Below are 25,638 nucleotides of genomic sequence, written 5' to 3'. Positions count from 1 at the left end.
TGAATGAAAAATTTTAAAATTGCCCTTGCTCAATTCTCTCCACATATTGGCAATATTGAAAACAACACCCAGAAAATGATCGAACAGGCAAACCAAGCCAAGCAACAGCATGCTGACATTATTTTATTTCCTGAGCTCAGCATGATTGGTTACCCTGCAGAAGATTTATTTTTGCGCCCTAGCCTAAAAAAACGCACTGAAGCTGCGTTGGCTGAGCTGAGCAAGGTAAAAGATATTTTGATGGTCTTTGGTTTTGTTCATCATACTGAAGATGGACAACGCTTTAACTCAGCAGCCGTAATGAAAGATGGTGAAATTCTGGGGATTTATAACAAACAGAATTTGCCGAACTACAGTGTATTCGATGAAAAACGCTACTTTGCCGTAGGTCAACAACACCTGATTTTTGAATATTTAGGTCATAAATTTGGTGTACTGATTTGTGAAGATATTTGGAGCCTCGACACTGTACAGCAGTTAAGCCAACTCAATGTTGACAGTGTACTGGTACTCAACTCATCACCTTACGAAGTGGGTAAACCACAGCACCGTTTAACCACCATGGCTAAAGTTGCTAAAGAGCTCAATCTCAACCTGATTTATAGCAATCAGGTGGGTGGTCAGGATGATTTGATTTTTGATGGCTCAAGTTTTGCTATTAACCGCAATGGTGATATCGTTTTACGTGCTGCAAGCTTCAAAGAAGAACTCTACTATGTAGACTTCGATACAGAACAGGCTGCTTACACCAAGCAAACTCTTGCTCCTGAACTCGACACCATGGCTGAGATTTATCAAAGCCTCGTCATGGCAACCCGTGACTATGTTCAACGTTCAGGTTTTCCTGGCGTTATTTTAGGCTTATCTGGCGGGATTGACTCTGCTTTAACCTTGGCGATTGCAGTTGATGCTTTGGGTGCGGATAAAGTTCAAGCTGTGATGATGCCGTATACCTACACCTCGCAAATCAGTGTTGAAGATGCCGCTGAACAAGCAAAAGCTTTAGGGATTACGTTTGGTATTGCAGAAATTCACCCGATTGTGAATAGCTTTATGCAAACCCTGTATCCTTTCTTTGGTGATCGCCCTGCCGATGCGACTGAAGAAAATCTTCAGGCACGTGCACGCGGCACTTTACTCATGGGCTTGTCGAACAAGTTTGGTAATCTAGTCCTGTCTACAGGCAATAAATCTGAGCTTGCTGTAGGTTACTGCACACTGTATGGCGATATGGTCGGCGGTTTTGCAGTTCTTAAAGACGTGTACAAAACCATTGTATTTGAATTGGCAAAATACCGTAACAGTATCAGTGAAACTCCTGTGATTCCTGAGCGTGTCATTACTCGCCCACCTTCAGCAGAACTTCGCCCAGACCAAAAAGACCAAGATTCTTTACCTGCATACGATGTGCTTGATGCCATTTTATATGCTTATATTGAAGAAGACAGCAGCCAAGCTGACATTATTGCCCGTGGTTTTGATCAGGCGACTGTAGAAAAAGTCATTCAGTTGGTTGATCGCAATGAATACAAACGTCGTCAGGGTGCAATTGGCCCACGTATTAGCTCACGTGCGTTTAGCCGTGAACGCCGCTACCCAATTGTAAATGGCTGGAAAGCGGGTATCTAATTAAAAAAATACAAAAAGCCCGAATTTATGTTCGGGCTTTTTTATATCTTAGGCATACGTCAGGCACAAAAAAAGAAACCATGCAGTGATGCATGGTTTATAAAAATGGTGGCTATGACGAGACTTGAACTTGTGACCCCCGCATTATGAGTGCGGTGCTCTAACCAACTGAGCTACATAGCCGTAAACTGTGCGTGCATTATCTACAGTTCTTTAAATCACGTCAACCAGTTTCAACACCATCTGTTCAGCAAATATGCAAAATTTAATCTTTTGGCTATAAATTAACTATTTTTCTGTAGTTTACAACTCAAAAAGCAACTCAATACATAAGTTTTCATAGAGAATACTGACTAACGATAAATACTATCAGCCCAATACATAGAATATATTAACGCGTTAACTCATCACGTATTTTGCCCAACTCAAGGTTGAGCAAAACTATAGAAACCTTATGATGCATATCATATTATGAGGGTATCGTTATATTGCCATTTAATTGACTACAGGCAGAACTTCTGAAAAGTTCGCCAATTTAATGCAATCCTTATGAGGCTTTCTGGCAATTCCCCTCGGCAAACAACTGCTGTAAATGTTCAACTTCGCATGGTAAACCCACGTAGTTTTCTGCCAGTGTTGCCTGCCCTGCTTCAGAGCCTAAAACATAATTCAATTCAGCCTGTTTAAGCTTTTTCTCAAAAGCAGTATCACCTTCAAAATCATGCAGTAAATTCGTCATCCACCAAGAAAAACGTTCCGCTTTCCATACGCGCTGTAAACATTTCTCAGAATACTGCTCAATACCTTGTTCAGAACCGTGCTGATAATATTCAATTAAGGCACTAGCCAAATATGCAATATCTGAAGCCGCAAGATTTAAACCTTTCGCTCCTGTTGGCGGCACAATATGTGCAGCGTCCCCTGCCAAAAACAACTTACCCAAACGCATTGGCTCGGTGACAAAACTCCGTAACGGCGCAATACTTTTTTCCAATGAAGCACCTGTCACCAGTTTTTCTCGACTTTCAGGGTCTAAACGGCGCTTTAACTCTTCCCAAAATTGTTCATCTGACCAGTTTTCTACTTTATCGGTCAAAGGTACTTGCAAGTAATAACGGCTGCGAGTGTTTGAACGCATACTGCATAGTGCAAAACCACGTTCTGACTGTACATAAATCAGCTCATCTGCAACAGGTGGCACGTCTGCCAGTAAACCTAACCAGCCAAAAGGATAAACTTTCTCAAAGGTTTGAATACGCTCTTGTGGAATGCTGGCACGAGAAACACCATGGTAGCCATCACAGCCTGCAATAAACTCACAATCAATCTGGTACTGCTCGCCCTGATAGTCAAAAGTGACTTTCGGTGCATTGTCGAAATCATGAATTTGTACATTCTGCGCTTCATAAAATGAACTGAGCTGTTCCTGTTGACGTGCCTGCATCAAATCTTTGGTCACTTCTGTTTGACCATATACCGTCACCTGTTTACCTTGCGTCAGCGCTGACAGGTCAATACGATACTTTGTACCATGACTCAGAATCTCAATACCTGAATGTGGCAAACCTTGCTGTTTGAGATGCTGATCAACACCTGCCAAATGCAACAGGTCAACAGAGACCTGTTCTAAAATACCTGCACGAATACGCGCCGCCACATATTCAGCACTGCGCTGCTCTAGCAAAACATGTTCAATCCCAGCTTTATATAGCAACTGCCCAAGTAACAAACCTGCAGGCCCCGAGCCAATAATCACAACTTGAGTGTTGAGCTTTTTCATGATGATATCCCTACCAAATTAATATCCTGCAAGTAAATTAAGCTGTTTTTTCAGATCGCTCTATGTCTAGAATAGGAAAATGCCCGATATACAATACTATTGTCCGACTATCGGACAGTTTTCAAAATAGGATACTCTCGCCATGGAACAACAGGCATATCTCCAAGCAGCCAATGGAGAACAGATTGCTCAGGAAGACTATATTGCAGGTTTGGCTAAAGGGCTGATCGTACTTGAAACCTTTGGTATAGAAAGACAGCGCCTGAATATCACCCAAATTTCCCAGCGCACAGGTATTAGCCGCACGGCGGCACGGCGTTATGCCAAAACCTTAAAATTTTTAGGTTTTTTAGATAGCGATCAACATTATTTCTGGTTAACGCCACGTGTGCTACGTTTCTCAAGCGCCTATCTAAGTTCTGCACACCTGCCCAAAATCGCACAGCCTTTGCTCAACTTGCTGAGCGTGCAGACCAATCAGACTTTTTCAGTCGTAGTGCTGGATGAGCATGAAGTCGTACCAATTGCCCGCAGTTTCCTACCACAGCCTGACAGCCTGCGACTCAATCCTTACGGTATGCATCTGGGGCATCGCCTACCTGCCCATGCCACCTCAACGGGTAAGTTACTCTTGGCACAACTTAATCCAAGTGAACGCCAAGCGTGGGTACAGCGCTATGGTTTAAAGCGCCTAACACCTTTTAGCATCACCAATGAAAGTGATTTTTTGCAGGAATTAGAGAAGATTTCTCAACAGGATTATTGTATTTCACAGGAGGAGCACGAACTGGGGGTTATTGCTATTGCAGTTCCTATTTTTGATGCTCAGGGACGAGCCATCGCAGCACTGAACTGTATTGGACAACAGCAGCGGATTGATGAAAACTATTTGATCAAAAGCATTTTGCCATTACTACGCCACTGTGCGCAGGAAATTCGGAATATGCTCTAAACAAAAAAAGCCAGTGATAACACTGGCTTTTCTGACTACATCTTACCAAATATCGGTATCGATCTTTTTCTTATATTCTGGATGATTGTCCAGTTTAAATACAGGTTCTTTCACACCCTGATTGAGCTGTGCCCGATAATCTTTCAGCATCATACGCAAGAATGGCATGAGGAGTAAGATCGCAATCAGGTTAATGGTTGCCATGATACCCATCGACAAGTCTGCCATTGACCAGACCAAAGGTACGCTGGTAATCGCGCCGAAGTACACCATAAACAACACCATCAGGCGGAAAATAAACATCACCACAGGGCTGTTATTAATGAACTGCACATTACTTTCTGCATAAGCATAGTTGCCTAAAATCGCAGAGTAGCAGAACAGGAACAGGATAAAGGCAAGAAAGTCACCGCCATAATGTCCAATCTGGGTTTCCAGAGCATGTTGAGTCAGTTCAACACCTTGCAAACCTGAACTGGTGTAAACGCCTGAAATCAGAATGATCAGGGCGGTACTGGTACACACCACAAAGGTATCTACAAATACACCCAGCATTTGTACCAACCCTTGGTTGACTGGATGTTGTACATCCGATGCTGCCGCTGCATTTGGTGCAGACCCCATCCCTGCTTCATTTGAGAACAGGCCACGTTTGATGCCTTGCATCATTGCCATGGACACCATGCTACCGAAAAAGCCGCCTGCTGCTGCATCAAACTGAAACGCTTTACTAAAAATCAGGTAGAAAATGTGCGGAATAATGTCGTAATTGCTGATACAGATATAAAAAGCCAGCGCCAGATACAAGCCTGCTTTTAATGGCACAAACATTTCAGCGAAATGTGCAATCCGTTTAATCCCACCAAAGATAGCCAGTGCAGTAATTGCAACCAAAGCCAAACCGACCCAAGAAATGGTCAGGTTCAAACCACCGAGCGGAAGAATAATATTGGCTTTATCCCAACCCCAAGCATGCGATGAAGCATCAATCATGGCATTGGCTTGTACCGAGTTAAAAACGAAACCGTAGGCCAAAATCATCGCCAAGGCAAAAACAATCCCGAACGGCTTACTCTTTAAGCCCTTGGTAATGTAATAAGCAGGACCACCACGGAACTGCTCATTGTGTTCATCACGGATTTTAAATAACTGTGCCAAAGAGGATTCAACAAATGCTGAACTCATGCCAACCAATGCAGTAACCCACATCCAAAATACCGCACCAGGACCACCAATTGCGATTGCCATAGCAACCCCGCCGATGTTACCTACGCCAACACGACTGGCCAAACCTGTAACAAAAGCTTGAAATGGGGTGATCCCATGTTCATCTTGCCCTGGCTGGCGACTTTCTTTCATGACGCGAATACTTTGTAAAAACATTCGAATCTGTACACCACCTGTTACAACGGTATAAATTAAGCCTACCGCTAGTAGCAAGATCACCAAGAAATTCCATAATGGGTCATTAAAATATGCAACCCACTGCATGAGGAATGCATTTAATTCCGAATTCATTCAGACATCCTTCTAGATCATACGGGCATCACTCTTTGGATAATTCAGCACTCTTTCTGCATAAATTATGCGCTATATCATCTCCTCATATACACTCACAATTATGCGATGTCCATGAAAGACTTACTGAGCTCCACAAAGTTTGAGTTGAGTGATGGTGAGCATTATTGAGCTATTTGCCCATCATAAAGCGCCGCATCTAATAAGCCGTGCTACACAATAAAATTGCTTAGCCATCAACAAAAAATTTTTGACTGGTACAAGTCAAAATCAATAAAAATCTTTAGAAAAGATTAAGAATAAAACAGTATGAAGAATTTCCCACCCTGCAAAAACTGCACCAAAAAAATCTCTTGCACCAAAAAAAGACGCAATTATACCGATATGAAACTTAAAACCAACTTATTTTTAGGATTTCGCACCATTTTAGTGATTATTTTTCAAACTATTTTTTACTATTATTTATACAAGCAATCTCATTATTTAGTATAAATAAACAACAATTATTCTATATTTTTTCAATTTAACTCAAAATTTCCTTCGTAACAACAGTCAGTTAAACCTGACCATTTATTCAAAAAAAGTAGATGATATTTTTTCTACAGTTCTAAATATAATTCCTTGCGCGTTTCTCTAGCTACTGCTTAGCACTATCATTTATAGTGCTAAAAAAACCATTACCTTAAGAGATTACAGGAGTACTTATGAACTTGGAGCAAGTTCGCTACGTCGATGATGCAATTACTTCACGCCATTCGGTACGCGCTTTTTTAAACACCCCTGTTGAAACGCAGCTTATTCAAGATATTTTAGCTGTTGCGAGCCGCGCACCCTCGGGTACCAATACTCAACCATGGAAAGTGTATGTCGTCACAGGTAAAAAACGTGATGCAATGGTTGAGCGCGTGTGTCAGGCTCAAATTGAAGTGAATCAACACCCTGAGCTCGCCGAAAAATATAAGGAAACTTTCGCTTATTATCCTGAAAAATGGATTTCACCATTTATTGACCGCCGTCGTGCCAATGGCTGGGGTTTATATGGTTTGCTTAACATTCAGCGTGGCGAAAAAGAAAAAATGGCTGCGCAGCAATTACGTAACTTTAAATTGTTCGATGCGCCTGTAGGCTTATATTTTACCGTCAACAAAGCGATGGGGATTGGTTCAAAAATGGATATTGCCATGATGATTCAAAATGTCATGGTCGCAGCGAAAGCACGTGGCTTGGACACTTGCCCACAAGCGGCATGGAACCACTTTCACCCGATCGTACTGGAAGAACTGGGCGCACCTGAAGATGAAGAACTGGTCTGTACGGTTGCGCTTGGCTACGCTGACCCTGATGACACGGTAAATACCTTTATCACTCCGCGCGAACCTGTCGAGACTTTTACTGTTTTTCTAGAAGAATAAATTCTGACATGGTGAATCATAGTCAGTCTGCTGGCTATGATTCAGCTAAAAACTCGCGCTCTGCACCATTCCCTGAAAACTCAAACAATCCTGCACCCGTTTTTGTTGCACATCGGTCAATTCATCCAGATTAAACCACTCATATGCTGAATGCTCATCGCTCAGTTTGATTTGCGCCTGCTCAGGCAAATAACAACGAAAAATAAAGGCATGCGAATTGACTGCACTGTGATAATACACGCCACTCAAATAGGCAATTTCAACTGTACAGCCCAGTTCTTCCTGACATTCACGCAGTAATGCTTGATGAATGGTTTCACCAACATCCAGACCACCACCAGGTAAACCCCATGCCTGATTGGCATATGTCGCTTTAAGTAACAATACTTGTTGCTGATGATTGGTAATCACCGCATGTGAACTCATACGGTACAGATCATGAAAACCCATTAAGATGCCTGCTGTGTACCTAAGTCCAGATCAATATCGGTCATTTTCCAATGCCAGCCATCACGAGTAAAAATAAACTGGGTGTCTGCACCTTGTAAATGCACCACATGAATCACAAAATGGTTTAAATCGCGATAGCCTGCATGATATTGCAACTCACTGCTGCTCGCTGTCGAGACAGGATCAGATGCAGTATGGCTCATATTTGCTTCTATGATATTTGAGCTATTATCTTCAGTCTTGTGGTGAATGGATAAGGACTGTGCCAACTGCTTGCCTTGTAATAATAAAATCAGGGTCTTCAGCGTAACGACACGATCAAGCACTGCATCGGTAATCGGCTCACCCAAATATTGCGCTACCAAATGCTTCCAGGACGGATGCTGCCCTTGATTCAAATCGGCAGCAAACCACTGTGCGTTCATTTGCGGTTTAAGGCTTTCTTTTACCGCCTCATAATCAATATATGCAGAAATGCGTTCGGGCTGATTGTTTTCATAAGCTTGCTTGAGCTGATACAGCATCCAGTAAGGCGAAGCCAACCATGCCACTATGAACAATACAACCACGACACTAAGAGTAACAATGAGCTTTTTCACCGCAACTTTGCCCTATTTTTTTGCCACTAAAGAAAGTGCGTTAATGTAACCGATTCGGTATTTAGATGCTGTAAAAGCTTTGCTGATTTATGTAGTAATTGCTTTATTTCTCGACACAACAATGACTGCATTCAAATGGCCCAGCATGTATTTTGTCTATTTTTCGGCTTTGCGCAGAAACATAACAATCTACGGCTGAATTTTCCAAGAAAATCCGCCACAATAGCTCCTATAGTCAAAACCTAATTTTGAGAACAAGATGAGTGATTTAGCTTTTATTCAATATCAACTCAACGGCGTAGATGCGCAAAAATTTCTGCAAGGTCAAGTCACGTTGCATGTTGAACGCCTCCCAGAACAAACACCTCGCTATACTGCTATTTGTGATTTAAAAGGTCGTATCCAGTTTGGGTTATGGCTTACTAAACTTGACGCTGAACATTTTGAAATTGTTGTCACCAAAGACCAGAGTGAAGAATTTGCCAAACATATTAAAAAATATGGTGCATTTTCTAAAATGACGTTAAGCACTGTAGGTGAGGTTTTCCCTACCCTCACTGCGACCAGTACAAGTTTTGCTGCACAACCTACAGATATCACAGCATGGCAGCAACAAGCGATTGCACAGGGACAGGCCTATATTTGCCAAGCCACTGCACATAAGTTTCAACCGCAAGAGCTACGTTTGCATCAGCGTGAAGGTGTCGATTACGACAAAGGTTGTTATTTAGGTCAGGAAATTGTGGCGCGTTTATGGTTTAAAGCCAAACCTAAACACTGGCTACACTTAGTCGCAGGAACAGGAGACGTTCCTGCTATCGCAAGCCAATTACATAGCGATGTTGAAGTAGTCAATAGCGTTGCAACTGCAACAGGTTTTCAGGCACTTGTGGTTGCTAAACCCGCTGCACTGACCGAACTGAATCTGACTGTACTTGACTTGCCTGAGCAGCTCAGTGCCGATGTTGCTCGCCCACAGTAGAACACGCCCTAGGCTTTGGGTAAAAAACGTTTACCCAAAGCCACGCACACTAAAATTGTATAAATTGCACTGGTTTTCTTCCGCCTGTATTCCTCATAACATTCATCAGAGTCACTTTATGAAAAAACTCCTTGCAGCGCTCGGACTTAGCCTTATGACAATCGGTATGGCACATGCAGATATTGCGACACTAAAAGCCAATCTGCAAAAAAATTATCCAGATATTATGCCAGAATCGATTCAACCGACCCCAATTAAAGACATCTATGAAGTGTATATGGATGGCGAAATCGTCTATACCAATGATGAAGCACGTTATTTCTTTATCGGCAATTTGGTTGATCTCAAAAACCAAGTCAGCCTGACCGAACAGCGCCAGCAAGAATTAACCAAAATCGATGTGAAAACTTTACCGCTCAATCAGGCAATTAAACATGTCAAAGGCAACGGTAAACGCGTACTGTATATTTTCAGCGACCCTGATTGCCCATACTGCCACGCGCTAGAAGAAGAACTCAAACAAGTTGATAACGTCACAGTTTATTTATTCTTGTATCCATTGACCAACTTGCACCCCAATGCAGAAGTGATGGCACAAAAAATCTGGTGCTCAAAAGATAAATATGCTGCATGGGAAGGTTACGTTCTGGATCGCAAACAACCAGGTGATAAAGCAAGCTGCACAACGCCCGTACAGAAAAACCTAGAATTAGGCAAAAAACTCCGTATCGATGGCACACCAACCTTCTTCCTAAAAGATGGTCAGCGTATTTCTGGTGCACGCAGTGCTGGAGATATTAATAAATTACTGGACTCAGTACAGTAACTGGAGCAATCCCCAGCCCTCATGGCTGGGGTGCTTTTTATTTGTCATCCAAAGATTCATCGCGCTGCGCAAAACGGCTGGCAAGAATACCGCAAACAATCAGCTGAATCTGATGAAATAGCATCAATGGTAACAGTATCAAACCAATCGGCTGCCCTGCAAAAATAATCTTCGCCATCGGCACACCACTGGCTAAAGTCTTTTTCGAACCACAAAATAAAATCGCAATCTGATCTTTTTGATTAAAGCCTAGAGCACGGCTGGAAAAATGGATGAGTAGCATTACAATTGCCAGCAACACACCACACACCACAAATAGACCCGCCAGCGTTTCAATAGAGACTTGATGCCAGATTCCTTCAATGACTGCTTCACTAAATGCAGCATAGACCACCATCAAAATCGAGCCTTGATCCACACATTTGACTACAGCACCATGCTGCTTAATGAGTGGGAAAAGTTTTGAGCGGCAAATTTGCCCCAATACAAAGGGAACCAATAACAGCGACACAATATTCAGTACAGCATTGGATGAGCCTGTATCGTGGTGCGACAAGGACTGACCAATGAATAGACTCACTAAAAACGGAGTAATAAACATCCCGAAAATATTGGATGCAGATGCACTACACAATGCAGCAGGCACATTGCCTTTAGCAATTGAAGTAAAGGCAATCGATGACTGTACCGTTGATGGCAACAGCGCCAAGTACAAAATACCCAAATACAGCTCATGTCCCAGTAATGGTTCAATCACGGGTTTCAGCAACAAGCCTAAAATTGGGAACATGACAAAAGTGGCAGTAAAAATGCACAAATGCAGGCGCCAATGCGTCAGACCATCCATGACCGCCTGACGAGACAGTTTTGCACCATGCAAAAAGAATAATAATGCAATGGCAAAATTGGTGAGTTGCCCAAAGATACTGGCAGCATGACCATGAATCGGTGCAAAGCTGGCTAAGACCACCATACCAATGATCATCAGACTAAAATTATCGGGTAAAAAACGTGGTCGGGCCATTACACTTCCTTTTGGTTAATTCGTCTCTGTCGCTCTTGGATTAGATCATGAGAATTTTCAAATGACTTTTCACATACTTAAAAACAGCTTTTTGATCGCAAAGCACATTATCATGATTGAAGTTTCTGAAAAAATAGAACAAAAAATCGCTTGCTGCATAGTAACCGCAGACAATTTAATGGGTCAAGCCATCTACCACCAACAGGCGACCAGCACGCTAATCCCCATAAAACCTAAAAGGGTACTGAGCATGAGTGCAGCAACAGCTCGCTGCTCTAGCCCATAAATTTGCCCTAAAATACCAAATATGATTGGCATCGGCAAAGCCGCAATCAAGGTCGCAGCATGCTGCATTTCTGTAGAAGCATAAGGCAAAAGAAAAAATAGACCGAAAATGACACTCGGCATCAGCACTACTTTTAGCAACACCAATGTAATCGTTTGCGTATCTAGTGCTCGCAATTTCATGCCAACCAAACTGCCCCCAATCACCAGAAGTGCCAGAGAAGGTGCTGTTTTTCCTAAAACATTCAGCACATTATCGAGTATTTCAGGTAGCCTTAACTCGAAGATAACCGCGAGCATTGCCAAAATAATCGAAATCACCAAAGGATTTTTCAGTAAATTTTTTAATGCCTGATACAACATTCTTGAAGGATGATGCTGCGCCTGTAGGCCTGATTCTGCCAGTAACAGCACCATTGGAATCATCAGCAGGTTTTCGATCATTAAAGTCAATGACAGATAAATCACGGCATGATTGGGTAATACTAACGGTAAAATTGCACTACCGATTAATCCCGTATTGGACATTGCTGCACCCATGGACAGGACTGCGGTCTGGGTTAGGACATGGTGAAAATGTCGTTTATAAATCCAGTATGCCAGTGCATATAAAATCAGTGACCCGCCTGCATACGCCAGCAAATAAGGTGGCAACCAGATTTCATGCAGATTTTTGCTGGCAAGGGAATGTAAAATGAGTGCAGGTAGTGCAATTTTGATGACATAGCCACCTAAGCCCTTAATCTGCTCGGCAGTCAATAAACCTAACTTAACACTTGCATAGCCTGTGCCCATGAGCAGAGACATGGGCAACAAGATTTCAAAAACCAATGGTTCTACCTGAGCCTTACGCGTTGCTTTCAGCAAACGCATGGAACAGGTTTTTAAAACCATGTGGCTGACAGCGCAAATACTGAGGTGCAATCTCAACAGATTCGCCCAAAGAAGCTGCGGCATGCCAAACCCAACGCGGGTCATATAAAATCGCACGTGCCAAGGCAATTGCATCGGCTTGATGATGACGCACAATAAGTTCCGCTTGCTGAGACTCGGTAATCAAACCTACGGCAATCACAGGAATCTGTACATGTTGCTTGATTTCAGTCGCAAAAGGCACTTGATAGTTAGGTTCGATATCAATCTGTTGTTTTTCATGTAAGCCTCCACTGGAAACATGCACATATGCCGCACCCGTTTTTTCAAGCTGCTTAGCCAACTCAACGCTAGACTCTAGCGTCCAGCTCGCTTCTGCTTGTGACTCCATCCAGTCGGTTGCCGAAATACGCACTCCGACAGGGAAACCTTGCGGCACGACCTGTAAAATTGCCTCCAGAACTTCCAGTGTTAGACGCATGCGGTTTTCCAGACCGCCACCATATTGGTCTTGGCGCTGATTCGACAACGGCGACAGGAATTGATGCAGCAAATAACCATGTGCAGCATGCACTTCTATCAGCTCAAAACCTGCCTCTACAGCACGTCGTGCTGCGGCAGCAAAGTCCTGTTTTACAGTCTGAATTTCGTCAAGCGTTAATGCATGTGGTGCAAGATCCTGCTCAGCAAATGGCACAGCACTCGGCGCAACCGTTTGCCAGCCATGTGCATGCTCAGGTGCAAATTGTCCACGACCATGCCACGGCTTATCTGTAGAAGCCTTACGCCCTGCATGTGCCAACTGCACTGCAAAAGGCATCGGGGAAATGCTTTTGACCTTAGCCAGTAAGGCTTTGATCTGGTCTCGCTGCTGATCATTCCACAAGCCTAAATCTGCATAACTGATCCGCCCTTCAGCTTGTACTGCTGTCGCTTCAACAATACACAAACCAGCACCAGACAAGGCATAATTTGCCCACTGCTGCTCATGCCAATAGCTGACTTCCCCTGCTTCAGTCGCAGAATATTGACACATCGGTGCAATGATCACTCGGTTGGTTAAGCTCAGATCAGCAAACTGAATGCTTTCGAATAATTTTGACATCTAAGACAGTCCCCTGTTTCATTAAAATTGTTTGGTAATACTCAGACCCGCGCTCCAGTTGCGTCCTTCTGCAGGTTCAAAATAGCGCCCATTGCCATCATTCACAATCACTGAACCAACATAATTGCGGTCAAACAAATTATCGACTCGGGCATAGGTATTGATTGTCCAATCCTGCATTTTCCATTTGTAGCCGACATCTATTGCCGTCACGGTATAACTTGGCGCTGCATCGGAATTCGCGTCATTGATATAGATTTTATCCATATAATGCGCTTCGATGCCTGCAAACACACCCGTTTGTGGCTGCCATGCCAAGCGTGCAAAAGCCTGATTTTTTGCAATTCCAGGAATATATGTGCCTTTTTTGACTGTGCCTGATGCTGAGCTGAAATCCGAATCAAAGGTCGCATCCAAATAACTGTAGCTTGCCTGCGCTTTCAGGTCTTTCCAAAGATTCTTGTTCCAAGAAAACTCTACGCCTTGGCGCTGGGTTTTATCGACATTCTGATAAGTTGCCCGACCATTGACCGTTGCATAAGATACAATGTCATTTTTAGTCTTGCTTTGGAAGGCTGCAAGTGTGAAATATCCCCAAGGATTTTTTGACTTTAAGCCCACTTCATAGTTATCGCTGCTCGAAGGTTTTAGATTAAAGTTAAAACCTGCTGCACCATCGGTACGATATGCCATCTCGGTAAAAGTCGGGGTTTCAAAGCCTTTGGCATAACTGACATACGCCAGTAGCTCAGGGACAATCTGCCAGCTCAGTGCTGCTGAAGGCAATGTTTTTGCATACTCGGTTTTGCCACTATCATTGCCATTACTCAAATAGTGGTCGTCTGACTTGTAATGTACGTTGCTATAACGCACGCCTGTATCTAGACGCCAGGTCGGTAAAAACTGCCATGATGCTTGAAGATACGGGTCAATATTCCACAAGGTATTATCTTCATTACGGCGCAAAGTACCTTTCACCCCGTAATTACCCGCTGCATCATAGTTGTTATAACCTTTGCGGTCTTCATCCATCGCGTCAAGAGCTACACCTGCACTAATGCTGGTGTTCGGCAGAAGTTCCTTGCCTGTCCAGCGGAAATCTGCTCCATAATAATTACGGTCAAAATCAATCACGCCGCCCGCATTATTCACATTGGCTTGGGTCGATTTAGGAATGGACTGATACTGAATCACATGACGGTTGCCAACATAAGTCATGGCGTACAGTTCATTGTGATCATCTAGCGGCTTTGTCCACGTTATGCCAGTTTGAGTTTGCTCAATTTCCTTACGGGTATTGTAGGTTTCTGCACTGCTCACCGCCTGTTTTGGGTTTTGCTCCCATAAAGCACGTGTCAGCCCCATTGGGTCGTCGGCATTGATTTTAACGTAGTTGGTCACCCAGTTGATTTTACTGCCATCACTCAAATTCCAAGTCAGCTTGGCATTGTTCAGTACTTTATCTGCCGCACTATGCTCACGGTAACCATCGGTATCGAAATACGAAGAACTGATCACATAAGCAGGTTCATTTTCAGCATGTGCACCGCCTTGCAACACAATCGAGCTGTTACTGCGCTGATCACTCCCACCCGAATACCCCATCGTTACTGAATCACGTCCCTGACCTTCTTTCGTGGTTGCCAGAATCGTACCACCAGAAGAGTTTCCATATAGAGATGAAAATGGCCCTGTCAGTACTTCCAGATGATCCAGACTTTTCAGGTCGATGTTTGAGGTTTGCCCCTGACCATCAGGCATAGTGGCAGGAATGCCATCGACATATAAACGAATACCACGCACCCCAAAAGTCGAGCGTGCCCCAAAACCTCGCATGGAAAGCTGCAAATCTTGCGCGTAATTCTCACGGTTATTCAGTTGTAAACTTGGAATCCCCTTGACCACTTCCGTGAGGTTCACCCCAATATTGTCTTGCTGCTTTGGTGCATTTACCCGAAAAACCGAAGCGGGTGTTTTGGCATAGCTGGTGTCGGTATGTGTCGCTTCAACTTTGATGATTGGCAAATCTTCTTGAATGGCAACGTCATCTTCAGCATATAAACTTCGACATACGCATACTGTGATCAACAACATGGCACTTTTCACAGCAAAACTGGCATGCATATTACGCATCATTTTCATCCTAAATCTTTTGAGGGGGAACAATTAGGGCATTCAAAATTGCAAGCAAAACAATATGCTTCGTGAACAACCAAGGTCAGTGATCTGACAAGTTTATGTTTTGAGTGGTGAACCTTCCTTGTATTCTCGTATTGTAGTAATGCCACTGTCCGAACACAAGTTGCGGATATACCTGTTTCTTCGTGCATGCTAAAGTATGCCTTTTCTTGTTGTTATTGTCTTGCTATGCCTGAATTACCCGAAGTCGAAACGACCAAAAATAGCTTAGCGCCGTTGCTTTTGCAAACTGTTCAACGTGTAGAAGTGCGCCAGCCCCAATTGCGCTGGGTCATTCCACAAGATGTTGACAAGTTACGTGGTCAAAAACTGTTGGGATTACAACGGCGCTCTAAATATATTTTGGCAAAATTCGAACAAGATAGCATGTTGTGGCATTTGGGTATGTCAGGCAGTTTTCGGATTTGCGATGCTCAGGATGAACTACGCAAGCATGATCATTTTATTCTAGATTTTGGTGGGCAGCAGTTACGTTATCATGACCCACGTCGCTTTGGCTGTATCTTGTGGCTCAATGAAGAATCCCAGCATAAACTGCTTGACCCTCTCGGCCCTGAACCATTGACTGATGCCTTCAATGCTGATTATTTGATTCAAAAGCTAAAATCCAAACATGTTGGTATCAAAGTTGCAATGATGGATAATCATATTGTGGTGGGCGTAGGCAATATCTATGCAACAGAAAGTCTGTTCAATTTGGGAATTCATCCAGCACAACCAGCTTCAAGCCTGAGCCAACAGCAAATCCGTGCTTTGGTGGTGGAAATTAAACGTATTCTAAATTCTGCGATTGATCTAGGCGGCTCAACGCTAAGAGACTATACCAATGCCATGGGGGAAAATGGTTACTTTCAGCAAACTTTATTGGCTTATGGGCGTGCAGGCGAAATGTGTGTCAACTGCGAAACCACACTGGAAAATATCAAACTGGGGCAACGCGCCAGTGTGTTTTGTCCACAATGCCAGCCACTTAAAAAAACAGCAAAATCATAACCTGTCAGGAGGCTCAACCTATGCAAACTGCAATTGTACGTCATATCTTGGTCAAGGATAAAACGCTTGCCGAACAGCTGAAGAAAAAAATTCAGTCGGGTGGTGACTTTTCCAAACTTGCTAAAGAATACTCAACGTGTAATTCAGCAAAACGTGGCGGTGAACTGGGTGAAGTCAAAAAAGGGCAACTGGTGCCTGTGATTGATAAACTGGTATTTACTGCGGCTGAACGAGTATTGCACGGCCCTATAAAAAGCCAGTTTGGTTTTCATTTACTGGAAATCAAATTTCGTATGCATTTTTAAATCAATATGATGCTTAAATACACAGCGAGATTTAAGCATCATTTTTTAATTTTAGGTGTGTGCAGATTTGGCTGTAGGGTGCATTTGGTATGTCCATGCCTGAACCATTTCACCAGACTCAAGCTCAACATCTACCATGACTCGCTGATACTGAAACCCTTCAAAATCATCCAGCATTTCCCAATTGTCTGCCAACTGGTTTGTAGAGAAAAGTAAACCCTCGATTTTTTCTGCTTGTGGATCAAGCACTAACGCAGGCAAGCCCTGATCAGGCCCCCAGTCCAGCGTATGCACAACACCACGGACATAGCCTATTTGCCATTTTCCACCCATATTTCCCAGAATATGTGCATTGGCTTGCCCTGGACGCAATGTGCCATAAGTAAATAGTTGGTTCATTTTCCCTATCCTGATGCAGCAGAATGATTGATATTCTCGCGGATTCATTTTACAAAAAAACTGAGTCATCATACATAAAAAAAGCAGCTTGGTTATAGCTGCTTTTTTAGTTATACAGAACTATGCTTTCTTTTTTAACTCATCACGAATTTCACGAAGTAATTGAATATCTTCAGGTGTTGCAACAGGTGCAGGCGCAGCTTCTGCTTCTTGTTTACGGCGCATTTTGTTAATCAATTTCACCATAACAAATACAACCCACGCCAGAATAATAAAGTTAATCAGGATGGTTAAGAAATTACCATAAGTCAGTACGTTAACTCCTGCCTTTTGCATTTCAGCCAGAGATTGCAGGTTGTTGGGGTTTTTACCCAATACGATAAACTTTTGGGTAAAATCGACGCCGCCGCCTGTAATCAGGGTGATAATCGGCATAATAATATCTTTAACTAATGAGTCGACAATTTTACCGAATGCACCACCAATGATGACACCCACAGCAAGGTCAATCATATTGCCTTTTACCGCGAATTCACGAAATTCTTTTAAAATGCTCATGTAAATCTCCAGTTCTTTTCATCTGAGTTATATAATGCGGTATATATTTGTATATGTATTTCCATTTAATTTACTTGGTTTTGAAAATTTGCCAATCCTTTGTAGAAAATCTTATACAAAAAAAACCGCTAATTAAAATTAGCGGTTTTTTTATGACTTAAGAGAACTTATTTATCGCGGTTACGCTTACGTTCGTTTTCAGTCAAATAACGTTTACGGATACGAATTGATTTTGGTGTTACTTCAACTAATTCGTCATCTTCAATGAATTCAAGCGCTTGTTCAAGCGTATATTCAATTGCAGGGACTAAAGTTAAAGCATCATCTGTACCAGATGCACGAACGTTAGTTAATTGTTTCGCTTTAGTTGGGTTTACAACCATATCGTCTGAACGAGAGTTAATACCCACGATCATCCCTTCGTAAACTTCCAACTGTGGTTTAGCAAATAAACGACCACGATCTTGTAAACCAAATAACGCATAGCCCAAGCAAGTACCTTGAACCATAGAAATCAATACACCGTTTTGGCGCTTCGCAACAGTACCTTGTTTAACAGGACCGTAGTGAGAGAAGCTTGATGTCATGATCCCTGTACCAGAAGTCATGGTCAAGAATTCAGAACGGAAACCGATCAAGCCACGTGAAGGAACAGTTGCTTCAATACGGATACGACCTTTACCGTCAACTTCCATATTGGTCATTTCGCCTTTACGGTGACCCATTTGTTCCATTACAGCACCTTGATGCTGTTCTTCAACGTCAAATGTTACGTTTTCGTATGGCTCTTGTTTTTCACCATCAACTTCTTTGATGATTACTTGTGGACGAGATACGCCCATTTCAAAGCCTTCACGACGCATGTTTTCGATCAATACTGAAAGGTGAAGTTCACCACGACCAGAAACTTTGAAACGGTCTGGACTGTCAGTATCTTCTACACGAAGTGCTACGTTATGAATCAATTCACGGTCAAGACGTTCACGAATATTACGTGAAGTCACGAATTTACCTTCTTTACCGGCAAATGGTGAGTTGTTCACTTGGAATGTCATCGATACTGTAGGTTCATCTACAGACAATGGCGGTAATGCTTCAACAGTTTTCGGATCACAAATGGTGTCTGAAATGTTAAGTGCATCAATACCTGTAATACATACGATGTCGCCTGCTGATGCTGAATCAACATCAACACGCTCTAAACCATGATAACCCATGATTTTTAAAATACGGCCGTTACGTGTGTTACCTTCTTTATCAATCACAGTCACAGGTGTATTGGTTTTTACTGAACCACGTTGAATACGACCAACACCGATTACACCCACGAAGCTGTTGTAGTCAAGTGATGAAATCTGCATTTGGAATGGACCATCAACATCAACTGCTGGTGGTTCAACGATGTCAACAATCGTTTCAAACAACGGTGTCATGTCTTCAGCCAATTCTTCTGGTGCTGGGCCAGCAACACCACGTAAGCCTGAAGCATAAACAATCGGGAAGTCTAACTGTTCGTCAGTTGCACCCAAGTTGTCAAACAAATCAAAAACTTGATCAATAACCCAGTCACAACGCGCGCTTGGTTTGTCAACTTTGTTAATGATCACGATTGGTTTCAAACCACGTGCAAACGCTTTTTGCGTTACGAAACGAGTTTGTGGCATTGGACCTTCTTGTGCATCCACAAGAAGTAATACGCAGTCAACCATTGACAATACACGTTCTACTTCACCACCGAAGTCAGCATGTCCCGGGGTGTCCACGATATTGATACGGTAAGTCGTATCAGTACGCTTGTCCAACCAAGTGATCGACGTGTTTTTTGCCAAAATAGTAATACCACGCTCTGATTCAAGCGCATTCGAATCCATAACACGCTCAATCTCACCCGCGCGGTCACCGAGTGCACCTGATTGTTGTAAAAGTTTATCTACGAGAGTAGTTTTACCATGGTCGACGTGCGCGATGATGGCAATATTACGGAGAGTTTTAATATCAGACATGTAAATTCGATACGCTTTAAATTTGAGGGCAAATTATACAAAAAAACACTAGCATTGAGTAGTGACAGTTGCCTGACAACAACACTTTTTTCGTCAGACAAGCCGCTTTTTAGTTTGTAAAGGGATGTAACTCGATTAGAATAGCAACATCTTGCTTATTATTTATTACAATTCCATGTCGGATTTAGATATATCTCCCCATTCTAACCCTCAACCTGATCTGCTTTTAGGGCTTAATGACAAGCCAAAACCATGGATTGCATTCTTCGCAGCCTTGCAGCATCTGCTTGCCATTCTCGTTCCGATTTTAACGCCAGGTTTACTGATCTGTGGCGCGTTAAAAGTTCCAGCTCATGAAACCACCATGATTTTATCGATGTCTTTGGTGATCTCAGGGATTGCAACTTTTCTGCAGTCTAAAAAAGTTGGGCCACTCGGTGCTGGCTTGCTCATCGTACAAGGCACCAGTTTTAACTTTATTGGCCCAATCATGGCGATTGGCAGCATGATGATTGCCAATGGCACGCCGTACCAACAAGTCATGGCGGCTATTTTTGGTGTAGTGATTGCTGGTGCATTTATTGAAATGGGCGTGTCACGGGTTTTACCGTGGGTCAAAAAACTGATTACTCCGCTAGTCACTGGGATTGTGGTTTTACTGATTGGACTTACCTTGATTAAAGAAGGTTTGGTCAGTATGGGCGGTGGTTATGCGGCCATGGCCAATGGCACATTTGCCAATAGCGACAACCTGATCATGTCGAGTGTCGTTCTTGCCATTATTATTGTCCTCAATCGTATTCCTGTGGTCTGGATCAAAAGCTCAGCAATTTTACTGGCTCTAGTGATTGGTTATATCTTGGCAGGCTTTATGGGGCATTTGGACTTTACTGCATTCCATCAAGCACCTACCTTCCAGTTGCCAACTCCACTGCATTTTGGCATCAGTTTTAACTGGTCACTGTTTTTACCATTTGCCTTTATTTATCTGGTGACTTCACTCGAAGCAATTGGTGACATTACTGCAACCAGTAAGATTTCAAAACAGCCTGTAACAGGTGAAACCTGGATGCAGCGCATCAAGGGCGGCGTACTGGTCAATGGTTTTAACTCATTGATTGCAGGGATTTTCAATACATTCCCAAGCTCTGTATTTGCGCAAAATAATGGTGTGATTCAATTGACAGGTGTCGCAAGCCGTTATGTCGGAATCTGGATTGCAGCCATGTTGGTCTTATTGGGTTTATTCCCTAAAATTGCAGGTATGGTACAAGCTGTACCCGAAGCAGTTCTAGGTGGTGCTGTCATGGTGATGTTTGGGGCAGTTGCCGCATCAGGCATCAATATTCTGGCAGGTATTAAGCTTGACCGCCGTGCGCTACTGATCATTGCGATTTCTTTAGCGCTTGGGCTTGGTATTGCACAAGTTCCTGATTTTCTAAAGCATATGCCTGAACTCATGCGCAATATCTTCAGTTCTGGCGTAGCAACTGGCGGTATCGCAGCATTATTGCTCAACTTGATTTTACCTGACCAAACAGAACAGTAATTTTTTTAAACAATGTCCAATCCCAGTGATATGCGGATTGGACATTTTATTTTGTGTAGGGTGTCATCATGGATCCTCGAAGTGAAGTCGTCTTGCGCCAGCAAGATCAACTCAAAGGTCGCGTTTTATTTATTCATGCGCCCAATGATCAGCTCCTGATTGAACTGCGCGACACGGTACAAGGAAGTATCTGGACATGGAATTTTGCCGATCACCAAGCGCATCTGGCTTTAGGTTTGGACAGCCACTTTGCTGTGACATTTCCTGAGCAGAGTTTTGATCAAGTCGTTATTTTTGTTCCGAAATCGAAAGAGCTGCTGAGTTATATCATCCATCAGGTTGCCAGCCATATGCAGCTTGGACAATCAATTTTCTTGGTGGGTGAGAAAAAAGGTGGTGTGGAACGTGCAGCCAAACAGTTACAAACCTATGGTAAGACCCTCAAGCTCGACAGTGCCCGTCACTGCCAGTTTTGGCAACTGATTCTACAACAACAAGAGCAGGAAAAACCGCTCGAAGCATGGCTCAAAACCTATGAGATTCAAGTTGCAGATCAAACACTGAAAATTTGCGCTTTACCCGGTGTGTTTAGTCAAGACCATTTAGATGTTGGCACAGCGGTGCTTTTACCATACCTCACCCAAGTTAAATCAGGTAAACTCGCCGACTTTGGCTGTGGTGCAGGCATTATTAGCTGCTATTTGGCAAAGCTGAATCCTGAGAATGTCGTTCATGCGCTCGATGTCGATGCATTTGCATTGAAATCAACGGAACTGACTTGTCAGTACAATGCCATTTCTACCAACCAGATCCAGTTACATGCAGTCACAGGTATTCAAGATGCCCCGACTGGGCTAGATGCCTTAGTGAGTAATCCGCCTTTTCATCAGGGGATTCACACTTCTTATGCAGTCAGTGAAGATTTGTGCCAACAAGCAAAGCACCATCTTCAAGGACATGGCGAATTATGGATTGTGGCAAACCGTTTTTTAAATTATCCGATTTTAATTGAGCAGTATTTCGGGCATGGCGACACGAAAACTGATCAACAAGGCTTTAAGGTGTTATATGCCTGCGCAACAAACAGATAAGGAAACTAGATGAGCGAAATGAATGAACATGCGCACCTAAAGCGTAAGTTGGGTGCTCGCCATCTGAATATGATTGCAATTGGTGGTTCTATTGGAACAGGGCTATTTTTAGCCTCAGGTTCGACTATCAGCACTGCAGGGCCAGGCGGCGCGTTACTTGCCTATGTCCTGATCGGGATTATGATTTATTTCTTAATGACCAGCCTTGGCGAACTAGCAACTCACAATCCAACTTCGGGTGCATTTTTTACCTACGGCAACAAATATGTTGAAGAAGGTTTTGGTTTTGCACTGGGCTGGAACTACTGGTACAACTGGGCGATTACTGTCGCATTTGAACTGGTTGCAGCGCAGTGGATCATGGCATTCTGGTTCCCTGAAATTCCAGGTTTTTGGTGGAGCTTGCTGTTTTTAATTGTGATTTTCGCGATTAACGCCATGTCGGTCAGAACTTTTGGTGAGAGTGAATTTGTATTTTCTCTGGTCAAAGTCATTGCCATCATTATTTTTATTTTTATTGGTTTTGCGACCATTTTAAAAATTATGCTGACCCCGAATGCCCTGCCTTTTGCCAACTGGACACATAAAGACGCACCATTTGTTGGTGGTTTCCAAGCCATGGTCGGGGTTGCCATGATTGCAGGTTTTTCCTTCCAAGGCACTGAAATGGTTGGGGTTGCTGCGGGTGAATCTAAAGATCCGCATAAAACCATTCCACTGGCAATCAAACAAATTTTCTGGCGTATCCTGCTGTTTTATATCGTCTGTATTTTCATTATCGGTACATTGGTCAGTTATGACGACCCACGCCTCATTCAGGCAGCGAGTAGCAACAATATTGCCCTGTCTCCATTTACCCTACTCTATGAAAAAGCAGGTTTTGCTTTTGCTGCAGGTCTGATGAATGCAGTGATTCTAACGGCTATTTTATCTGCGGGTAACTCGGGCATGTACTCATCTACCCGTATGTTGTGGGATATGGCTGAAGAAGGCAGTGCTCCACGCTGGTTTGCAAAGCTCGATAAACGTGGTGTACCAATGCGTGCATTGTATGCAACTACTGCGATTGCAGCATTATCACTCCTCACGAGTTTTATGGGTAAACAGGAAATCTATAACTGGTTGCTCAATATGTCAGGAATGTGTGGCTTTATTGTCTGGCTCGGGATTGCAATTTCACATTATCGTTTCCGTAAAGGTTATGTGGCTCAAGGTTACAAAATTGAGAACTTGGCTTATCGTGCAAAATTCTTCCCATTTGCACCATGGTTTGCCTTTATTTTGTGTTCAATCATTATTTTAGGGCAAAATTATCAGGCGTTACTGGGTGCAAAAATTGACTGGTTAAGTCTGCTTGCGACCTATATCACCCTCCCGTTGTTTTTGGCTGTATGGTTAAGTTACAAGTGGATCTATAAGACCAAACTCATTCCTTACAACGAAATGGATGTGAAGCCAATGCAAGATGATGAGTCATGATTTTCTTGACATTTGATTTTTTAGGTTTATTATCTCGCCGATATTGAATTTCGGCACTATCCACTATGGATAGATTTTGAGGAGGACATCATGCCAGTACTAGCGAGCTTACAACATAACTGATTTGGCACGATGTCGTCTCACGGACAGGTGTACAAATCTCATCTGTCCGAATGCATAGAACCTAGCATTCGCTAGGTTTTTTTATGCCTGATATTCGGACAAAACAACAATAATTTGAGAAAAACCAAATGAGCATTCAAAAAATTTTAAATGCTGAGGGGCACTATGGTGTGCCTGTGAAGATTTTCACCCAAGACATTGATCACGAAAGTATCGAACAGCTCAGCAAAATGGCACAACTGCAATTTATTCATTCACATATTGCAGTCATGCCCGATGTCCATGTCGGCAAAGGGGCAACTGTTGGTAGCGTCATTCCAACCAAACAGGCGATTATTCCTGCGGCTGTTGGCGTGGATATTGGCTGCGGCATGAACGCAATTCGCCTAAGTTTAAAAGCGCAGCAACTGCCCGATAATCTGTCGCCTTTACGCCATGCTATTGAACGTAAAGTGCCAGTCGGTTTTGCCATGCACAAGCAAGTCAAGGCCAAGGCCTCAAGTTTAACACCACTGGAAAAACGCTTGCAGCCAATCATTAGCAAACATCCCGGTCTGGTTCGCATGCTGCGCCAGTTTGATGCCACTTGGCAAAAACAGCTCGGGACACTTGGTGGTGGCAATCATTTTATAGAACTGTGTCTGGATGAAAATCAGGATGTCTGGGTCATGCTACATTCGGGTAGCCGTGGTTTAGGTAATATGATTGGCACGTATTTTATTGAATTGGCAAAGAAAGAAGCTCAACAACGCTTTGGGCATGTTCCTGACAAAGATCTGAGTTATTTTGCACAAGGTTCCAATAGCTTTAATGACTACGTGGAAGCTGTGGAATGGGCACAAAACTATGCTTATGAAAACCGACGTGAAATGATGCGGCTGATTTTAGAAGCCATTCGCCCGATTTTGCCATCATTTCAGATGACCAAGGAGGCGATTAACTGCCATCACAATTATGTCAGTCAAGAAACGCACTTTGGTGAAAATGTCTTTGTGACGCGTAAAGGTGCCATTCGCGCAGGTGAAGATGAGCTTGGCATTATTCCGGGTTCAATGGGTGCACGTTCCTATATTGTTCGAGGTAAAGGCAACCCTGAATCCTTTTGCTCCTGCTCACATGGTGCGGGTCGTAAAATGAGTCGCAGCAAAGCCAAACTTTTGTTTAGTCAGCAAGACTTGATTCAGCAAACTCAAGGTATCGAATGTCGTAAAGACAGCGGCGTGATTGATGAAATTCCAAGTGCTTATAAGGATATTGATCAGGTGATTGCTTATCAAAGTGATTTGATTGACGTTGTCCACACCTTGAAACAGATTTTATGTATTAAAGGCTAAACCCATGAAACTGAAAAGCATGCCCAAAATTAAAGTACGCAACCCTGTTGCACTGTCTCCCCTTTTACATAAAGGTGGAATCCATGAAAGTGAAAAGCCTAAAGCACAGCATCGCCGAATGAGAAAAGCTATGAAGCATGAACTGAAAGCAAAATATTGGCTATAAAAAA

General features: G+C 43.1%; 23 protein-coding genes and 1 tRNA gene. 12 read left to right on the top strand and 12 right to left on the bottom strand.

Annotated features, from left to right (window positions below):
- Window positions 1-3: 3 nt before the first annotated feature.
- A complete protein-coding gene (locus P255_RS03205) occupies window positions 4-1,629 on the top strand; it encodes an NAD+ synthase (RefSeq protein ID WP_004903544.1) in 1,626 nt (541 codons plus the stop codon).
- A gap of 106 nt (window positions 1,630-1,735) precedes the next feature.
- Here P255_RS03205 and P255_RS03200 read toward each other — a convergent pair.
- A tRNA-Met gene (locus P255_RS03200) sits at window positions 1,736-1,812 on the bottom strand.
- Between the two features lie 364 nt (window positions 1,813-2,176).
- A complete protein-coding gene (gene pobA / locus P255_RS03195) occupies window positions 2,177-3,409 on the bottom strand; it encodes a 4-hydroxybenzoate 3-monooxygenase (RefSeq protein WP_004903543.1) in 1,233 nt (410 codons plus the stop codon).
- Window positions 3,410-3,551: 142 nt separating this feature from the next.
- On the opposite strand from pobA, the gene P255_RS03190 reads away from it, so the two are divergent.
- Window positions 3,552-4,361, top strand: coding sequence for an IclR family transcriptional regulator domain-containing protein (locus P255_RS03190; protein WP_004903541.1), 810 nt, complete (start codon window positions 3,552-3,554; stop codon window positions 4,359-4,361).
- A 42-nt stretch (window positions 4,362-4,403) separates the two neighbouring features.
- On the opposite strand, the gene P255_RS03185 is transcribed toward P255_RS03190, so the two are convergent.
- Window positions 4,404-5,879, bottom strand: a complete 1,476-nt coding sequence (locus P255_RS03185) for an alanine/glycine:cation symporter family protein (protein ID WP_004903540.1) — start codon at window positions 5,877-5,879, stop codon at window positions 4,404-4,406.
- 704 nt (window positions 5,880-6,583) lie between these two features.
- On the opposite strand from P255_RS03185, the gene P255_RS03180 reads away from it, so the two are divergent.
- On the top strand, window positions 6,584-7,291 hold the full coding sequence (locus P255_RS03180) for a nitroreductase (protein WP_004903537.1): 708 nt from the start codon (window positions 6,584-6,586) through the stop codon (window positions 7,289-7,291).
- Window positions 7,292-7,336: 45 nt separating this feature from the next.
- On the opposite strand, the gene P255_RS03175 is transcribed toward P255_RS03180, so the two are convergent.
- Window positions 7,337-7,741, bottom strand: a complete 405-nt coding sequence (locus P255_RS03175; protein ID WP_004903536.1) for an NUDIX hydrolase — start codon at window positions 7,739-7,741, stop codon at window positions 7,337-7,339.
- Entirely contained in the window at window positions 7,741-8,340 is a 600-nt protein-coding gene (locus P255_RS03170) for a DUF2939 domain-containing protein (RefSeq protein WP_004903534.1), read from the bottom strand. Before P255_RS03170 ends, P255_RS03175 begins: the two co-directional genes overlap by 1 nt.
- A 259-nt stretch (window positions 8,341-8,599) precedes the next feature.
- Between P255_RS03170 and ygfZ the strand changes: the two genes are divergently transcribed.
- Both ygfZ and P255_RS03160 read left to right on the top strand, forming a co-directional pair.
- Complete coding sequence (ygfZ, locus tag P255_RS03165; RefSeq protein WP_004903533.1) at window positions 8,600-9,322, top strand: CAF17-like 4Fe-4S cluster assembly/insertion protein YgfZ; 723 nt, start codon at window positions 8,600-8,602, stop codon at window positions 9,320-9,322.
- 118 nt (window positions 9,323-9,440) lie between these two features.
- Entirely contained in the window at window positions 9,441-10,148 is a 708-nt protein-coding gene (locus P255_RS03160) for a DsbC family protein (RefSeq protein ID WP_004903531.1), read from the top strand.
- A 37-nt stretch (window positions 10,149-10,185) separates the two neighbouring features.
- On the opposite strand, the gene P255_RS03155 is transcribed toward P255_RS03160, so the two are convergent.
- The 4 genes from P255_RS03155 to P255_RS03140 all read right to left on the bottom strand — a co-directional run bounded on the left by P255_RS03155 (window position 10,186) and on the right by P255_RS03140 (window position 15,568).
- Window positions 10,186-11,172, bottom strand: coding sequence for a bile acid:sodium symporter family protein (locus P255_RS03155; protein ID WP_004903529.1), 987 nt, complete (start codon window positions 11,170-11,172; stop codon window positions 10,186-10,188).
- A 192-nt stretch (window positions 11,173-11,364) separates the two neighbouring features.
- Window positions 11,365-12,288, bottom strand: a complete 924-nt coding sequence (locus P255_RS03150) for an AEC family transporter (RefSeq protein ID WP_035365258.1) — start codon at window positions 12,286-12,288, stop codon at window positions 11,365-11,367.
- Window positions 12,289-12,304: 16 nt separating this feature from the next.
- Window positions 12,305-13,435 carry an NADH:flavin oxidoreductase/NADH oxidase gene (locus tag P255_RS03145; RefSeq protein ID WP_004903525.1) on the bottom strand — a complete coding sequence of 377 codons (1,131 nt, stop codon included), beginning with the start codon at window positions 13,433-13,435 and terminating at the stop codon, window positions 12,305-12,307.
- 21 nt (window positions 13,436-13,456) lie between these two features.
- Window positions 13,457-15,568 (bottom strand): TonB-dependent receptor domain-containing protein, encoded by a 2,112-nt coding sequence (locus P255_RS03140; protein ID WP_081402001.1) that lies wholly within the window; start codon window positions 15,566-15,568, stop codon window positions 13,457-13,459.
- Between the two features lie 234 nt (window positions 15,569-15,802).
- Here P255_RS03140 and mutM point away from each other — a divergent pair, with 234 nt between their 5' ends.
- Window positions 15,803-16,627, top strand: coding sequence for a bifunctional DNA-formamidopyrimidine glycosylase/DNA-(apurinic or apyrimidinic site) lyase (mutM, locus tag P255_RS03135; RefSeq protein ID WP_004903521.1), 825 nt, complete (start codon window positions 15,803-15,805; stop codon window positions 16,625-16,627).
- Between the two features lie 20 nt (window positions 16,628-16,647).
- Complete coding sequence (locus tag P255_RS03130; RefSeq protein WP_004903518.1) at window positions 16,648-16,932, top strand: peptidylprolyl isomerase; 285 nt, start codon at window positions 16,648-16,650, stop codon at window positions 16,930-16,932.
- A gap of 51 nt (window positions 16,933-16,983) precedes the next feature.
- Here the strand turns inward: P255_RS03130 and P255_RS03125 are convergent, their stop codons facing one another.
- The 3 genes from P255_RS03125 to typA all read right to left on the bottom strand — a co-directional run bounded on the left by P255_RS03125 (window position 16,984) and on the right by typA (window position 19,892).
- Entirely contained in the window at window positions 16,984-17,331 is a 348-nt protein-coding gene (locus P255_RS03125) for a gamma-glutamylcyclotransferase family protein (RefSeq protein ID WP_004903516.1), read from the bottom strand.
- Window positions 17,332-17,451: 120 nt separating this feature from the next.
- Window positions 17,452-17,889: a large conductance mechanosensitive channel protein MscL gene (mscL, locus tag P255_RS03120; protein ID WP_004903514.1), complete on the bottom strand. Its 438-nt coding sequence runs from the start codon at window positions 17,887-17,889 to the stop codon at window positions 17,452-17,454.
- A gap of 167 nt (window positions 17,890-18,056) precedes the next feature.
- Entirely contained in the window at window positions 18,057-19,892 is a 1,836-nt protein-coding gene (typA, locus tag P255_RS03115) for a translational GTPase TypA (protein ID WP_004903512.1), read from the bottom strand.
- A 175-nt stretch (window positions 19,893-20,067) separates the two neighbouring features.
- Between typA and P255_RS03110 the strand changes: the two genes are divergently transcribed.
- From P255_RS03110 to P255_RS15445, 5 genes are all read left to right on the top strand, one after another.
- Window positions 20,068-21,441 carry a uracil-xanthine permease family protein gene (locus P255_RS03110; RefSeq protein WP_004903510.1) on the top strand — a complete coding sequence of 458 codons (1,374 nt, stop codon included), beginning with the start codon at window positions 20,068-20,070 and terminating at the stop codon, window positions 21,439-21,441.
- Window positions 21,442-21,509: 68 nt separating this feature from the next.
- Complete coding sequence (locus P255_RS03105; protein ID WP_004903509.1) at window positions 21,510-22,532, top strand: methyltransferase; 1,023 nt, start codon at window positions 21,510-21,512, stop codon at window positions 22,530-22,532.
- A gap of 9 nt (window positions 22,533-22,541) precedes the next feature.
- A complete protein-coding gene (locus P255_RS03100) occupies window positions 22,542-24,011 on the top strand; it encodes an amino acid permease (protein WP_004903507.1) in 1,470 nt (489 codons plus the stop codon).
- Between the two features lie 251 nt (window positions 24,012-24,262).
- A complete protein-coding gene (locus P255_RS03095; protein ID WP_004903505.1) occupies window positions 24,263-25,468 on the top strand; it encodes an RtcB family protein in 1,206 nt (401 codons plus the stop codon).
- Between the two features lie 4 nt (window positions 25,469-25,472).
- On the top strand, window positions 25,473-25,634 hold the full coding sequence (locus tag P255_RS15445) for a hypothetical protein (protein ID WP_004903503.1): 162 nt from the start codon (window positions 25,473-25,475) through the stop codon (window positions 25,632-25,634).
- Window positions 25,635-25,638: the final 4 nt, after the last annotated feature.

The sequence above is a fragment of the Acinetobacter brisouii CIP 110357 genome (assembly GCF_000488275.1).
GTDB lineage: Bacteria > Pseudomonadota > Gammaproteobacteria > Pseudomonadales > Moraxellaceae > Acinetobacter > Acinetobacter brisouii.
Note: the sequence above shows the minus strand (reverse complement) of the source record. Positions and strands in the feature narration are given on the sequence as shown.